This is a genomic window from Algoriella sp., from assembly GCF_036647415.1.
In the GTDB taxonomy this organism is placed as follows: domain Bacteria; phylum Bacteroidota; class Bacteroidia; order Flavobacteriales; family Weeksellaceae; genus Empedobacter.
The window spans coordinates 17385-31973 of record NZ_JAVXKG010000026.1 but is presented as its reverse complement, the minus strand read 5'-3'; the positions used below and the strand labels follow the sequence as shown (position 1 = coordinate 31973).

Below are 14589 nucleotides of genomic sequence, written 5' to 3'. Positions count from 1 at the left end.
CTATTTATTTTCTGAATAATAAAAGTTTCCTTCTGAACAAATATCCTACTGTTGCTGCAATAAAAACAAGTCCAACCTCATAAGTATCAATTGTAGTACTCTTTTTAGAAGAAGTAACTGTACTAGTATTATTTAAATTAACTTCATTCATTTTTTTCTCTGCTTTTAGACCAAAAGGCAGACAAACCAAAAGACAAATCAATAATATTATTTTCATAACCTAACATTTTATTATACTTCGATAAATCAATATTTAATTTATAATTAATGTAGTTCTACATCATTATAAAAATAAAAGGTGGTAGTTTTTGAAAAAATAATTTTTGAGAATAAATGATTTTGAATAAAATTAGAAAATATTTATTAGATAAATAATTTATAAAAGAGACATTGAGGTGGACAAATTTTGTTAACTATAAATTCCTTTTTACGATAATATAACACATTAACAGGTAGTGGATTAAATAAAAAAAATGGAGGTAAATAAATTTACCTCCATTTTTTTTATATATGTTATTGTAAGATTATTTTACATCAAAACGATCTGCATTCATTATTTTATTCCAAGCTGCAACAAAATCATTTACAAATTTAGTTTGAGAATCTGCACTTCCATAAACTTCTGCAACTGCTCTCAATTCAGAATTAGAACCAAACACTAAATCAGCACGAGATCCAGTCCATTTCGGAGCTCCAGTCTTACGATCTGTTCCTAAATAAACTTCGCTATGATCGTCCATCGCTTTCCATTTAGTATTCATATCTAATAAATTCACAAAGAAATCATTTGTCAACTGACCTGGTTTATCTGTAAAAATACCATGTTTCGAACCATCAAAATTTGTGTTTAAAACACGCATTCCTCCTATTAAAACAGTTAATTCTGGTGCAGTTAAAGTTAATAATTGTGCTTTATCAATTAATAATTCTTCTGTAGAAACAGCTCTATTTTTATATTTTCTATAATTTCTAAACCCATCTGCTTTTGGCTCTAGATAAGCTACAGATTCTACATCTGTTTGCTCTTGTGACGCATCTTCTCTTCCAGGTATAAATGGAACTGTGATTGCAGAACCAGCATCTTTAGCTGCTTTTTCTATCGCTGTAGCTCCTCCTAAAACAATTAAATCTGCTAAAGAAACATGTTTACCTGTAGCATCAAATCTAGCTTTTACATCTTCTAAAACTGTTAAAACTTTATTTAATTGTACCGGATTGTTCACCTCCCAACTACGTTGTGGCTCCAAACGAATACGAGCTCCATTTGCTCCACCACGTTTATCAGAACCTCTGAAAGTTGAAGCAGAAGCCCAAGCTGTTGAAACTAATTCTGAAACTGATAAGCCTGTATTTAATAATTCTGCTTTTAAATCTGTAATATCAGATTCAGAAATTATAGCTGAATTACTTACTGGAATAGGATCTTGCCAAACAAATTCTTCTTGTGGTACATCTGCACCTAAATAACGGCTACGAGGTCCCATATCACGGTGTGTTAACTTGAACCACGCTTTTGCAAAAGCATCTGCAAATTGATCTGGATTCTCTAAAAATCGTTTACTTATTTTATAATATTCAGGATCTTCTCGTAAAGCAATATCAGAAGTTAACATTGTTGGTTTATGTTTTTTACTTGGATCATGTGCATCAGGAATTATTGACCCTGTATCTTTAGCTTGCCATTGATGAGCACCTGCTGGAGATTTTGTCAATTCCCAATCAAAACCTAATAGATAAGTTAAAAATAAATTCGACCATTCTGTTGGTTTACTTGTCCAAGTAACTTCTATACCCGATGTGATTGTATCTGCACCTTTACCAGTCCCGAAAGAGTTTTTCCATCCTAAACCTTGCATTTCAAGACCTGCAGATTCTGGATCTGGACCTACATTATCAGCAGGACCTGCTCCATGTGTTTTTCCGAATGTGTGTCCACCTGCAATTAAAGCAACTGTTTCTTCATCATTCATCGCCATACGAGCAAATGTATCACGAATATCTCTTGCAGAAGCTAACGGATCTGGATTACCATCTGGACCTTCTGGGTTAACATAAATTAATCCCATTTGTACAGCAGCCAAAGGATCTTCTAATTCACGATCACCAGAATAACGACTATTTTCGCCTCCACTTTCTTCTAACCATGTTTTTTCTGATCCCCAGTACACATCAATATTTGGCTCCCAAACATCTGCTCGTCCACCTGCAAACCCAAGTGTTTTGAATCCCATTGATTCTAATGCCACATTTCCTGTTAAGATAATTAAATCTGCCCAAGAAATCTTGTTACCATATTTTTGTTTTACTGGCCAAATCAAACGACGTGCTTTATCTAAAGACACATTATCTGGCCAAGAGTTTAGCGGAGCAAAACGTTGTTGACCTTCACCTGCACCACCACGACCATCTTGCACACGGTATGTACCTGCACTATGCCAAGCCATACGAATAAAAAATGGTCCATAATGACCAAAATCCGCAGGCCACCAATCTTGTGAATCTGTCATCAATGCTTTCAAATCATTTTTAACCGCTTCTAAATCTAAACTTTTAAAAGCTGTCGCATAATCAAAATCAGCATCCATCGGATTAGATTTATTATTTTGCTGACGTAAAATATCTACTTTTAGTTGATTAGGCCACCATTGTTCGTTGGTTGTTCCCATACCAGCTACAGGCTTATCCATAGATCCATTGTGAAATGGACATTTACTAATGTCGTTTGAATTGTTTTCCATATTGATTGTTTTATTGTCGTCTAAACTTTTTGTAAATATTATAAATATAACAAATCGTTTGCAGATTTTTGAATTGTATTGTTTTATTTCTCGATAATTTAAAACTATTATGTATAAGATATTATCTAAAATATTTATAATAGAATTAAAAAGGAAGTGTTCTTTAACCTCATCTAATATTTAGCTATAAATAGGGATTTTTTATACTAAATAATTTTCTGAATTTTGAAGTATAGATAATAACGAAATCAATCGAAAAACAATAACCGAATTACTAACCAACATTCTAAACTTACTAATTTTTCATGAATCGCTTATAGGACAACCACCTAAAGCGATTTTTTTCATTATTTACAGACCTATTGTTCATTTTGAATTAAAATTCGTCTGTTCGAGTGATTTTTAGAAATGAATAAAAATTGTATCGAGAATAGAATTTTAATACCAAAAAATCTCATATTTATTCTTCGGCGAGATGCTTAATGTTTTCAAAATTTTTCGGATACTTTGAATTAAAAAAATCAACAAATTCATCTAAAGAATTTACTTTCCCAATAAGAAGTGTTCCGTTTTCATTTGCTTCTAAAATATAATCTAATGTAGAATCTTCCCAGTTTTGAGGTGCAAGTTCACCTTCCAAAATCCATCCAAGATGCTTCATCCTTAATTCTTTATTTGGAATGTTTTTTTCAACAAGATTATACATACCATTATTTTTTGAATCCAAAAATTTCATAATGCTACCTTCTTCCCAATTTCCTTCAAAATATGTTCCCTCATTCATCGCAGAAGCCCATTTTTTATAAGCATCTTGTGAAAAAAGTACTTGCCATACTTTTTCGGGCGTAGCATTTATTTGTATTGTATACTCTAATGGTTTCATAATGATTTTATTTTAATCTAAAATACATATTATTACGTTATTATAAATCTATATTTTTATACAACATGGCAATAAAAATTTAATCCCTACTACAGAAACAAGGGTAAATATTCTATAAAAGAAGACAGGAAAGAATCAAAGAAGATTTTGTTCAATTTACCAATTGTCTTTTATTCACCATATATATTAATTTACAGAATCAATTAATAGAGAATCGAGACCATTCGTATTGTAAAAATTGCAACCATAAAATACTTTTTAATATTATTAAAATCTAATACTACTATGCTACAAAAACATAATTATTCTTTGTTTGATGTAAAACAGTAATCTATTGTAAAGAATTTTTGACACATAAGTCTCATTATACGACAGAGAGATTATTTTATGATAGTTTGTATATGATTTTTAGCTTATTAGTATCTTAGCCAAAATCACAGAAAATGTTCTTTTTAAATGAAAATTTTTCCAGTAATAGCGTCAATCGTATCACCCATAGAAATAGGTAAATTTATTTGCGATAAATATCAACTAAAAGATGTTTTTGATTGCAAATTATTTAGAACTGGAGTCAATCACACTTATTTTTTGTCTAATCAAAATTCTAAATATGTTAGATCAAGGAGCTGAAGGCTTTGAAGGCGAAATGTCTGCAAAGAAATACATATCCATTACCAAAACTTCTAAAGCTACTGCAACACGTGATTTACAAGATTTAGTAGATAAAAATGTTTTGACTACCGAAGGTGCAGGACGTTCTGTGAGATATGAGCTGGATATTTAATTTGACCTATTCAATAAATTCTTAATAGGTGGAAAATAATTTATCAAATTTAAAACATTAAATATCAGTAATTAAAACTCAATTTTAAAAATTCTATTGATATACTCGCTTAAAATGTACTTCATTGATGAGTAAAATTATTTGGGTATCAAAACAATGGTGAAAAATGATGATTTTAAAATGTAGCAAAATATAAATCATTAACAATCAGCATTATTAACTAAAAAAAGCACCTTTTAAAAGGTGCTTTTGTGGTCCCACTTGGAGTTCTGTTTGTTTTTGTCAGCTTTTAATGTATTTTTACACATTATATAACAGACAGTTAGTGTTTTATATGAATTTGTTTTAATTAATTTTAACCTATTTTAATTTCAAAAACACCCCCTTTCTGACCCCCTAATTAAAAGTTGTTATAATGAATTATCATTTTGAGCTAAGGAAAGATAAAATAAACAAAGATGGTCTGATTCCTATTAGATTAGTTGTTACGCATGGAAAAGCTAGAATTCGTAAGAATATTAATGCGAAAACCATTGACATTGACTGGAATAAAGATAACTATTCAATTAATAATCATAAAAAGAGTGCGTTTTATGAATTTTATAAAGCTTCAAATAAAGAAATCCAAACTGTAATAGAAAAAGTAGAATTTATTTTCAAGTTTTTTGAATACAATGAAATCGATTTTTCAGAACAAATATTTAATGAAAGATTTGATGAAGATAATACTAAAGTTTCTATCGACTTTTTTGAAGCATTTCAAGAGTTTATTGATGTTTCTAAACTAACTAAAGCTACTGGAACAATTAAAAAATATACTACTGTTCAGAATTTCCTAAATGATTTTAAAACTTTTACAAAATATCCATTACGCTTCGATTCTATAAATAAGAAATTTGAGGAAGTATTTATGCTTTACTGCTTTGAAGAGCGCAAAACGATAAATAATTATTACGGTAAATTAATTTCTATCATAAAAACGTTTATGCAATGGAGTTTTGATCGACAATATCATAATTCTATTGAATTTAAACGAATAAAACGTACTGAAGATGAAATAGAAGTTATTTACCTTTCAATGGATGAATTAATGGAGTTGTACAATCATAAATTTGAAAATAAATCTATGGAAAGAGCAAGAGATTTTTTCTGTTTTGGTTGTTTTACAGGCTTACGTCATTCGGATATTTACAATCTTGATAATGCAAATATTTATGACGATTATATTAATTTATCCTTGATAAAAACCAAAACTAACGATCATATTATTCCATTAAATGATTTTGCTAAAGCTATTTTAGAAAAATATAAAAACACAATTTATAATCCAATTCCTAAAATTTATTCGCAGAAATTAAATAAAAAAATTCAAGATTGTTGTGAAGAATTAGAATGGCTTGATGAAGTTAAGTTAGTGAGATACATTGGAACTGAAAGAGTTAATAAGACATTTCAAAAATATCAATTAATCACTTCTCATGTAGCACGAAAAACCTTTATTACAAATGGTTTAATCTTAGGAATGAATGAACGAGTTTTAAGAAATATAACTAATAGTAAAGATGAAAAATCTTTCAGACGCTATGTTAAAATTGAAGAAGTTCAAAAGCAGAAGGAAATGGATATTTGGAATACAGTTAAATACAAAACTAAATGAACAAACTAACAATAAACAGTCCCTTGAATCAGATTTTAGTTCATTTAAACAAAAATGGAGATATTGAAATTGAAAATCTTTTAGATTCGATAAATGAATACCTGAGTTATAATGAAATAATTACACTATTTGATTACATAGACTATCATTTTCCATTACTTAGAAATCAATTGATTGAAATTGAAAATCTAAATATTCAGTTTTTTGAAAAAAAATATTCTACAAACATCTTTGAATATTCTAAATTATTTGAAACAGGTTATTATATAGCTTATTTAATATCTATAAAAAAGGAAATTGAAACAATCTTAATAAACCCAATATTTTGTAACTTAAAACTTAAATATATTAAAGATTTAGATATTAAAATAATACAAAACACAGCTAAACTAGATTTAGAATTTGAAAATAAACAACAATTTCATTTAAAAGATTGTCTATTTTCATTTTTTATTTTCGATCATACAAAAGCCTTTAGATTATTAAAAAACAATATTCTAAATACTATAGAAGAATCGAATAATACGCACACTTTTATTAATTTAACATTCGAAATAAATAACTTCTTTAAAATATTAAATCTTGATTACATTCCATTAATCAATGTAAAATCAATTGATTCATTTGACACAAAAATTCAAGAAAATGAACTATTAAGTCTATTAAATGGAAGTTTAAATATTGAACGATCAATCCCTCTATCAAAATTTGATAAAAATGTTATTATAGAAAGTGTAAATTATTTAAATAAAAATAATCACAACTATTTAATCTATAAAGCTTTAATAATATTACTACGTGAATTTTATAATGAAGATTACAAATACATGATTAGAGTAATTTTGGATAATCTAACAAATATTAATCCTACAAAATATTCAAATGTTGAGTATAATAATTGTCGAAATACTTTTAATATTAGTTTATCAAAAAAAGAGAATTTATTCAAATTATATGCAGTATTATCATTTTTAAAAGATTCAGAGTATCTGGAAGGATTATCTAAACTACTTCCTAAATTATTGGCAAAATATCTAAATGTTAATTCAGCAAGCGAACAATCAATAAAAAATTACGTTTTTTTGAACAAAAACTCAAATCATATAATTGAAAATTATAAAAACCACCTTTGGAAATCAATTAATTAAAACACTGATTACTTGTCAATTAAGTAATAGGTGTAATATAGGTGTAACCTTTGTTTCTGAAATCATTCTAAGTTTGAATCAGTTAAAAACAATTAAAACTTTATATTATGAGTAATAGATTTGTAGACAAAGGAGTTGAAAATAATTCTGCTCTTGAAAGAAAAAATGAAGCAATAAAATTTATTGAGAAAACAAGCTTCCCTATAAAGGAAGATCGATTGAAACAGGCTGAAGTAGCTGAAATGTTTGATACAACCGTTCAAACTATTATTAACTGGAGAAAAGCAGGGAAATTACCATTCTATAAGATTGGACGACATATTATCTATTCAAGAAGTCAATTAATCAAAATAGCTTCACAAAATCAAGATTTAGTAAAAGCATAAAAAAAGAGTTTAATCCCACATTAAACTCTCATTTATAAAAACAACTTACGTTATGTTTTGCTATAATCCTATGGCAAATATAAGACATAACAATTAATCAAACAATTTATTATGAACTTAGATTCTGCCGAATTTATTCGAGTGGGCACGTCATATTTTGCTATAATTGAACGTCCTACAATCTCAAAAGATACCGAGAAAATCATGATTTCTTGGAACAAAGAAACCATTGTAAATGATCTTGGTAAAGATTATATATCCGCTATCAAAAAATATTACGGATTTTGCTGTATTCCTCAACATATCAATTATGAGCGTGAAATAGGAGATTTCTATAATATTTATCATCCATTAGATTATGATATCGAAATTGAGTCAGAAATTGATTTGCAAGAACTACAATCAAAGATTCCTTATACCCTTCAATATATCAAACATATATTCGGAGAACAATATTTATTGGGTTTAGATTATCTCAAAATATTATTAGAGAATCCAACACAAATTTTACCTGTACTTGTGTTGGTTTCCTCAGAACGTGAAACAGGAAAAAGTACATTTCTGAAATGGCTTCGCAAAATTTTCTCTTTCAATGCCACTTTTATCAATGCAGATTCGTTTGTAAACAACTTCAATTCGGATTTAAATGGTAAACTTTTAGTTTTGGTTGATGAAATTATTACAGATAATCAACAGGTAACAGAACGTATTAAATTCCTTAGTACAGCAGACCGAAACAAGATTGAAAGCAAAGGAAAAGATAAAGAAGAAGTCGAATCATTCTACAAATTCGTAATGACTTCCAACTTTGAAAAGAATTTCATCAAAATCGATAAGAAAGAAACTCGATTCTGGGTTAGAAAAATCCCTTCAATTACTAAAAACCCTGAGTTTGATAAGCATCTATACAAGGAAATCCCTTTCTTTTTAAACTATTTAATTCGAATTTCATATTCAACTCCGAAACAAACACGTATGTGGTTCACTCCAGAGCAAATACGAACAAAGGCATTAGCAAGATTAATGGATTATGAGAATGAAAATGCAAAACAAAAAGTATTTGAAATTTTGAATGAAATTCATGAAAATTTTAATGAGGATGAAATTTTGATTGCTCCGAAAGATATTCAATCTATTTCTAAAAGAATTCATGGACGAAACTCTATTGAAATAAATGACGCAAGAAACGTATTAAAAACTCTAAACTTAACCCCTTCTAATAATTCAAATAAATATGAAGGATATGAATTTTTACCACATGGTGAATTCGTAAAAATTGATCGTAAAGGAAGATACTATTCTATAATTTTCAGCGAAATACGTCATTTTTTTGATGACAGTGATGACAGCCTTATAACTATTTGAAATATAATAAAATACTGTCATCAAAACCGTCATCAAACTGTCATCAAAATTTAGTTTGATGACAGAAATAGGAAAATAAATTTTGAGTTTGATGATTGATGACAAAGTGATGACAGCTTATTTTATTGATAATAAATTAAATACAAGCTTCTGTCATCAATCATCAAAAATTTTGTAAAATCTTAACCACACAGAAAATGAATTGCAAAACAATAAACAAACAAATAAGAATGATTGATTATTTAGCTCAAAAAGATATTTATCCAATAAATAGTAAACAGAATATTTTTTGGTATTTAAGTCCATTTAGAAATGAAAAAACAGCTTCATTTAAAATTGATGTTTCTACCAATCGTTTTTATGATTTTGGAGAAGGTTTTGGAGGAACTTTAATTGATTTAATTTCTAAACTCGAAAATATTTCGGTTAAAGAAATCATTCAAAAATTCAACGAAAATTCTTTTTCTTTTCAAAAGCAAAATGATTTTCAATTTGAAAAAAATCAAACAAAAAATGAATATGAAATTTTGGAATTGAAAGAAATTTCATCGTTTCCTTTGCTTCAATATTTGGAAGAAAGAAAATTACCTTTGGAAATTGTAAAACGATATTGTAAAGAAATTCATTATAAATTGAATGATAAAAAATATTACGCAATAGCTTTTCCAAACAATCAAAATGGTTTTGAAATTCGAAACAAATATGTCAAAATGTGTTTGGTCAAAAAAGATATTTCTTTGATTAAAAACAATCAAAATCAATTAAAAATTTTTGAAAGTTGGAGCGATTTTATCAGTTACATTTTTCTATTTCCAACCAACGAATTTGAATACGATTATCTGATTTTAAATTCAATTGCTTTACTTCGAAAAAATATAGAATTGATAAATAAATATGAATCTATTCAGTCTTATTTTGATCACGATGACGCTGGAAAATCTGCAACAAATTTCTTAGAAACAGAATTAAAAACTAAAGTGAAAAATGATTCAAATTTTTATAAAAATTATAAGGATTTGAATGAATTCATAATTTTTGAAAAATAGCCAAAAATTATAGTTTTTAGTAAAATTAGGAAATAGCAAGAGGGAATCGCGGGTAACCGATTCTAATTGCATATTTCCATGTTTTTCAAATGATTATAAAACAAAAGTAGTATTAACATACCCTTTAAAATACTACTTTCAAATATAACATATTAAATATCAGTAGTATTAACAATATTAACAAAGTAGTAGAATGAAAAATAAGTTAGTTACTTTTAAATTAGATGAGTCAATAAGAGAGCAAGCAATTAAGATGAAAAGATTATATAATTATCCAACTTATGATGATCTTTTTCGAGATATTTTTAAATTTTTTATTGATAACGAAACATCACCAAGAGATGCAAATATTTCTTTGCACAAACAAATTTTTGAACTCAAAAGAACTATATCAAAAATTCATTGTGAGTTTATAAATAAACGTTTAAATCCTACACTTTTTGAAATAAAAACGCAGTATATAAACACAAATAAAACAATGATTGATATGATTAATCAAACTAATTCCAATACACATAAAGTAATTGAAATTGCAGAAAGTTTGAGTGTTATTCCTCAAAAAGAAATTCCACAAAAAAATATTAATTTAGATGATATCAAATCTAAGATTTTGGAATTAGATCAAACTAAGAAAAGTAAGTTTAATGGAGAAAAAAATGTTGTGGAAATTGATTTGGTTGAATATAATCGATTGATGGATCAACTCAAATTACAATTAAATAAGATTTAAAATCGTGTTAAAGAAAATTTGAATATTCAATTGATTTATTCAAAAAATAATCTAATTTATTTTCATATTCTTCTTTAGAAATATACTCATTTTCAAATTCGATATCATAAACATCTTGAAAATAAAAGTATAAAAACATTTTAATTCTATAGTCTTGTTTATTGTTATTAAGGAAGTTTTCGAAATCATTAAATGAATATTGTACTAATGAATCATAATTCAGAGAATTACGAATTAGTAAATATTCTGTAATCGTCATTAATTTAGGAGATTTCACAACCAAATAAATTATAGCAGTTTTAATTGAAGGATTTTCAATTATTAAAAAATCATTGATTTTATTAAGTAGATATTGATTATCAACTCCAATATCATTAGTTTTTTGATACAATTTTACTTCGTTTATAAAATCAGGATTGAGTTTAGTATAATTTTCTTTTTCTATAGATTTGTTGTAGTCTTCAAACAAAATAAGATTGAAAATAAGATTGATTACTTGCAATGGACTTTTTCCTCGTTCAGATAATTTTTGTAGATATTCCATAAATAAAAATGGCGTGAAACTAAATACAATCCGTTAAAGAGGTACTGCGAAGAACCCTACATCCAGAAAGACTTAGCCCACGCCACTATATGGCATGAGCGTAAGTCTATCGAAATTTTGGATGTATAGAAGATTCGCAGTTTTCTTTAACCAAATAACGATAGCTTACGCATACGTAATTACTATTTTAATGATGTAAAGATAGAAAATGATTACTAAATTTATCTCATTATTACGCTTACAAATATGAAAATTTAAATCCTTAATCATTTTAATAATGTTTATTATAATCAACAATTTGTATAATAATATTAATTTTGTGTAATATAATTTACATTTATGCTTGACTTTATTACAATTAAAGATGTTAAAAATAATATTGGAGAATGGTGTAAAAAAATGCGTAAATCCGAAAAATTAACGCAAGAAGAATTGGCAAATGAACTTGGACTTTCGCGTTACACAATTGTTAATCTTGAAAATGGAGAAAACCCAACACTTGAAACACTATTAAAAGTTCTACATTATTTTGACAAAATGAATTCTCTAAATCAATTAGTATCAAATAAAATTGAAGATTTAGACAATAGTAAATCAATGTATTAGTTTAATATAAGGAAGCTAAGTATTTTTGATTTTATATAAATAGCACTTAATAACTTAAATAATAAAATCAACATTTTGAAACTATCATATTTTAACGATAAAATAAAAGAATTCATAGATCAGAACAAAATCTATATTTTTTGTGTAATCATATTGATCGCATTTTTTGATTTAATATCTGCAAAATTTCAACAATACATAGTAGAAGAAATTTTAATTCATATTAATTCAACATATTTATTAGATTTAGTTTTTACTATTTTCATCTTTCTCTCAATTCTATATTATTTTATCCCAAAGGCTAAAAACAATTATTATATAAAAGAAAGTCAAATAATAAAAACTAGTTTTATCCTTATCCTTTTTATTATTATAAGATTTAAATATTCTACCAATTTATTAAGCATAAAATCATATTCAAATATCTACTATTTTGACATATTAATTTTTATTTGTCTAATTCCATTGCTGTTATTTACTTTAAATAAGCTTAAAAAAAGAAAGAAACGACAAAATGAAAAAATAGCATTTACTGAAGATGTTTCAATTAAAAGTGCAGAAAATGATTTATTAGTATTAAACAATATAATTGAAAATGTTAAAAGAAAAATTATCAATTTAGATAACGAAGAATCAATTGCATTTGGAATTACAGGTAAATGGGGGGAAGGTAAAACTTCTTTTATGAATCTTTTAAAAAAGAGTATATTAAATTATAAATCAAATAATTGTATAATTATAGATTTTAATCCTTGGTTAAATATTAGCTCTGAAAATATAGCTCAAGATTTTTTTAATACCATTGAAACAGATATAAATAAATATAGCTTTTCTATTTCAAAAGATATTAAAGAATATGGCGATTCAGTAATTAAACTTGATAAAACTGGCACATTAGAAAATATAATAAACATATTAAATATTAGAAATAAGAAAAATCAAACAGAAGAGTTCGAAAAAATAAATAATACATTAAAGGAAATAAATAAAAAAGTTATTGTATTTATTGATGATTTAGATAGATTACAGCCTTCTGAAATATTAAATATTCTAAAACTAATAAGAAACACTGCAAATTTTTATAATTTTTATTACATCGTCGCATACGATAAAGACTATATTCTTGAATCTTTAAATAACTTAAACATTCCTAACTCAAATAAATATATTGAGAAAATTTTTGTAGAGGAAATAAAATTGCTTCCTCTTACACCTGATGCTATAAAAGAGGTGTCAAAATATATTATGATAAACCATCATCCCGATAAAGAAGAAGATATAAATTCTATTTTTAATGGAGTAAATATTTATCATACAATTAATTTTAAAGATATTTTACATAATATTCGAGATATAAAACGATATACTAACGCTTTCAGTTTTAATTATTCTTCAATTAAAGATGATGTAGTTTTTAAAGATTATCTAATACTTCAATTGATTAAATTTAAGTATTACAATGTTTATCTTTTATTGTTTAAAGGTGGATATTTGATTCAAAGCAAGAGTTATCAATCTGTAAGTTATCATGAAAATTTTCTTACTCTAGCCCCTGCTAAAAGTGATTTTCACAATGATGTATCATTCAAAGAATCATTAATAAAAAATGTAATTGAAGAATTTAAAATTTATACCGATAAAGAGATTGAAAATCTTGGTAACTTATTAGATAATATTTTCCCTAGATATGGATATCACTACTCAGATTTATCTATTAATAAATCACAAAATCTCTCAAAATATTTTAGAGAAGAATTAAATGACTCAGATATAACTAAATCGGAATTTAATAATTTTATTAATTTATCATATCAAGAAATGGTATTAAGAATTAATCAATACATATCTGAAGGTAAACTTAACTCAGTGCTATATTATCTTTATAATACAAACTATCATAATTTAGATAGTAAAAAGATTTATGAAAATTTAATATCAATATGTTTTTACATTTATGAAATTTCTAGTGATTTTATCAATATTAATTATAAAACTTTATGGTATAATACAATCGGAAGAATAAAAGAATTTAGTGATATATACTATAATGGTAACTATACTGAACTAAAGTCTTTTGTGTTAGATATTCTAAATAAAGCTTCTTATGATTATTCTATCATACATTACTGTAAAATGGTAGATGAAAATATCTATGAAAATGAATTTTACAAAAAAGACGAATTTTATAATGTAGTTGTTAATTTCTTTGAAAATTTTAATAAAAATAATGAAACAATTAACTCAGATTTTTGGGGATTATTTTACAATTGTTATTTCAAAAAATGGAAAACTATAGATAATAGACATTTTGAAGAAAAATTTATTCATCCAAAAGCGATTGTAATATTTCAAGAATTTATGAAAAAAGATCTTGATAGTATTTTAGTAGGTTTTGTGAATACACAAAGTTTTTATTACGATGAAAAAAATGATAACAAAATTGGCATTTCTAAAGAAATACCTAAAATTTTTGGTAGTTATAATGAATTAAAAAAAATATTACAATCTAAATCTTTTTATAAACAATTAAAAAATCCGTCATTTTTTAGAGTCGATTTTATTGATTTCATGAACAAATTAGGTGATTTAGATAATAATAAGGATTTAATGATTGAAGATAATAAAATCAACATCAATTTTCCTCCTTTAATTGAAAAACTAGAAAAATCAAAGTATCGAAAAAACTTTTAACAATATAACCA

Annotated in this window: 13 protein-coding genes; 9 read left to right on the top strand and 4 right to left on the bottom strand. The window is 26.0% G+C overall.

What is annotated here, in order from left to right:
• Nucleotides 1-4 precede the first annotated feature (4 nt).
• The 3 genes from RSC72_RS11295 to RSC72_RS11285 form a co-directional block, all read right to left on the bottom strand.
• A complete protein-coding gene (locus RSC72_RS11295; RefSeq protein WP_332566018.1) occupies nt 5-217 on the bottom strand; it encodes a hypothetical protein in 213 nt (70 codons plus the stop codon).
• A 307-nt stretch (nt 218-524) separates the two neighbouring features.
• A complete protein-coding gene (gene katG, locus RSC72_RS11290) occupies nt 525-2738 on the bottom strand; it encodes a catalase/peroxidase HPI (RefSeq protein ID WP_332546627.1) in 2214 nt (737 codons plus the stop codon).
• 460 nt (nt 2739-3198) lie between these two features.
• Nucleotides 3199-3621 carry an SRPBCC domain-containing protein gene (locus RSC72_RS11285; RefSeq protein ID WP_332546629.1) on the bottom strand — a complete coding sequence of 141 codons (423 nt, stop codon included), beginning with the start codon at nt 3619-3621 and terminating at the stop codon, nt 3199-3201.
• 610 nt (nt 3622-4231) lie between these two features.
• On the opposite strand from RSC72_RS11285, the gene RSC72_RS11280 reads away from it, so the two are divergent.
• The 7 genes from RSC72_RS11280 (at nt 4232) to RSC72_RS11250 (ending at nt 10737) form a co-directional block, all read left to right on the top strand.
• Complete coding sequence (locus RSC72_RS11280) at nt 4232-4405, top strand: hypothetical protein (protein ID WP_332546631.1); 174 nt, start codon at nt 4232-4234, stop codon at nt 4403-4405.
• 415 nt (nt 4406-4820) lie between these two features.
• On the top strand, nt 4821-6062 hold the full coding sequence (locus tag RSC72_RS11275; RefSeq protein ID WP_332546633.1) for a tyrosine-type recombinase/integrase: 1242 nt from the start codon (nt 4821-4823) through the stop codon (nt 6060-6062).
• The gene (locus RSC72_RS11270; protein ID WP_332578512.1) at nt 6059-7210 is read left to right on the top strand and encodes a hypothetical protein; all 1152 of its coding nucleotides are present in this window, start codon (nt 6059-6061) and stop codon (nt 7208-7210) included. Before RSC72_RS11275 ends, RSC72_RS11270 begins: the two co-directional genes overlap by 4 nt.
• A 107-nt stretch (nt 7211-7317) precedes the next feature.
• Entirely contained in the window at nt 7318-7596 is a 279-nt protein-coding gene (locus RSC72_RS11265; RefSeq protein ID WP_332547041.1) for a helix-turn-helix domain-containing protein, read from the top strand.
• Between the two features lie 111 nt (nt 7597-7707).
• Nucleotides 7708-8961, top strand: a complete 1254-nt coding sequence (locus RSC72_RS11260) for a primase-helicase family protein (protein ID WP_332547043.1) — start codon at nt 7708-7710, stop codon at nt 8959-8961.
• Between the two features lie 197 nt (nt 8962-9158).
• Entirely contained in the window at nt 9159-10007 is an 849-nt protein-coding gene (locus RSC72_RS11255; protein ID WP_332547045.1) for a toprim domain-containing protein, read from the top strand.
• Nucleotides 10008-10200: 193 nt separating this feature from the next.
• Nucleotides 10201-10737 (top strand): hypothetical protein, encoded by a 537-nt coding sequence (locus RSC72_RS11250; RefSeq protein ID WP_332578511.1) that lies wholly within the window; start codon nt 10201-10203, stop codon nt 10735-10737.
• 7 nt (nt 10738-10744) lie between these two features.
• On the opposite strand, the gene RSC72_RS11245 is transcribed toward RSC72_RS11250, so the two are convergent.
• Nucleotides 10745-11281, bottom strand: coding sequence for a hypothetical protein (locus RSC72_RS11245; RefSeq protein ID WP_332578510.1), 537 nt, complete (start codon nt 11279-11281; stop codon nt 10745-10747).
• A 339-nt stretch (nt 11282-11620) separates the two neighbouring features.
• Here RSC72_RS11245 and RSC72_RS11240 point away from each other — a divergent pair, with 339 nt between their 5' ends.
• The gene (locus RSC72_RS11240) at nt 11621-11887 is read left to right on the top strand and encodes a helix-turn-helix transcriptional regulator (RefSeq protein WP_332578509.1); all 267 of its coding nucleotides are present in this window, start codon (nt 11621-11623) and stop codon (nt 11885-11887) included.
• 75 nt (nt 11888-11962) lie between these two features.
• Nucleotides 11963-14578 (top strand): KAP family P-loop NTPase fold protein, encoded by a 2616-nt coding sequence (locus tag RSC72_RS11235; protein ID WP_332578508.1) that lies wholly within the window; start codon nt 11963-11965, stop codon nt 14576-14578.
• The last annotated feature ends 11 nt before the right edge of the window (nt 14579-14589 follow it).

What these genes read in the sequence shown, in the direction of transcription:
- RSC72_RS11295 (WP_332566018.1), bottom strand. Translation starts at nt 217, where the DNA reads ATGAAAATAATATTATTGATTTGTCTTTTGGTTTGTCTGCCTTTTGGT.
- katG (WP_332546627.1), bottom strand. Translation starts at nt 2,738, where the DNA reads ATGGAAAACAATTCAAACGACATTAGTAAATGTCCATTTCACAATGGA.
- RSC72_RS11285 (WP_332546629.1), bottom strand. Translation starts at nt 3,621, where the DNA reads ATGAAACCATTAGAGTATACAATACAAATAAATGCTACGCCCGAAAAA.
- RSC72_RS11280 (WP_332546631.1), top strand. Translation starts at nt 4,232, where the DNA reads ATGTTAGATCAAGGAGCTGAAGGCTTTGAAGGCGAAATGTCTGCAAAG.
- RSC72_RS11275 (WP_332546633.1), top strand. Translation starts at nt 4,821, where the DNA reads ATGAATTATCATTTTGAGCTAAGGAAAGATAAAATAAACAAAGATGGT.
- RSC72_RS11270 (WP_332578512.1), top strand. Translation starts at nt 6,059, where the DNA reads ATGAACAAACTAACAATAAACAGTCCCTTGAATCAGATTTTAGTTCAT.
- RSC72_RS11265 (WP_332547041.1), top strand. Translation starts at nt 7,318, where the DNA reads ATGAGTAATAGATTTGTAGACAAAGGAGTTGAAAATAATTCTGCTCTT.
- RSC72_RS11260 (WP_332547043.1), top strand. Translation starts at nt 7,708, where the DNA reads ATGAACTTAGATTCTGCCGAATTTATTCGAGTGGGCACGTCATATTTT.
- RSC72_RS11255 (WP_332547045.1), top strand. Translation starts at nt 9,159, where the DNA reads ATGAATTGCAAAACAATAAACAAACAAATAAGAATGATTGATTATTTA.
- RSC72_RS11250 (WP_332578511.1), top strand. Translation starts at nt 10,201, where the DNA reads ATGAAAAATAAGTTAGTTACTTTTAAATTAGATGAGTCAATAAGAGAG.
- RSC72_RS11245 (WP_332578510.1), bottom strand. Translation starts at nt 11,281, where the DNA reads ATGGAATATCTACAAAAATTATCTGAACGAGGAAAAAGTCCATTGCAA.
- RSC72_RS11240 (WP_332578509.1), top strand. Translation starts at nt 11,621, where the DNA reads ATGCTTGACTTTATTACAATTAAAGATGTTAAAAATAATATTGGAGAA.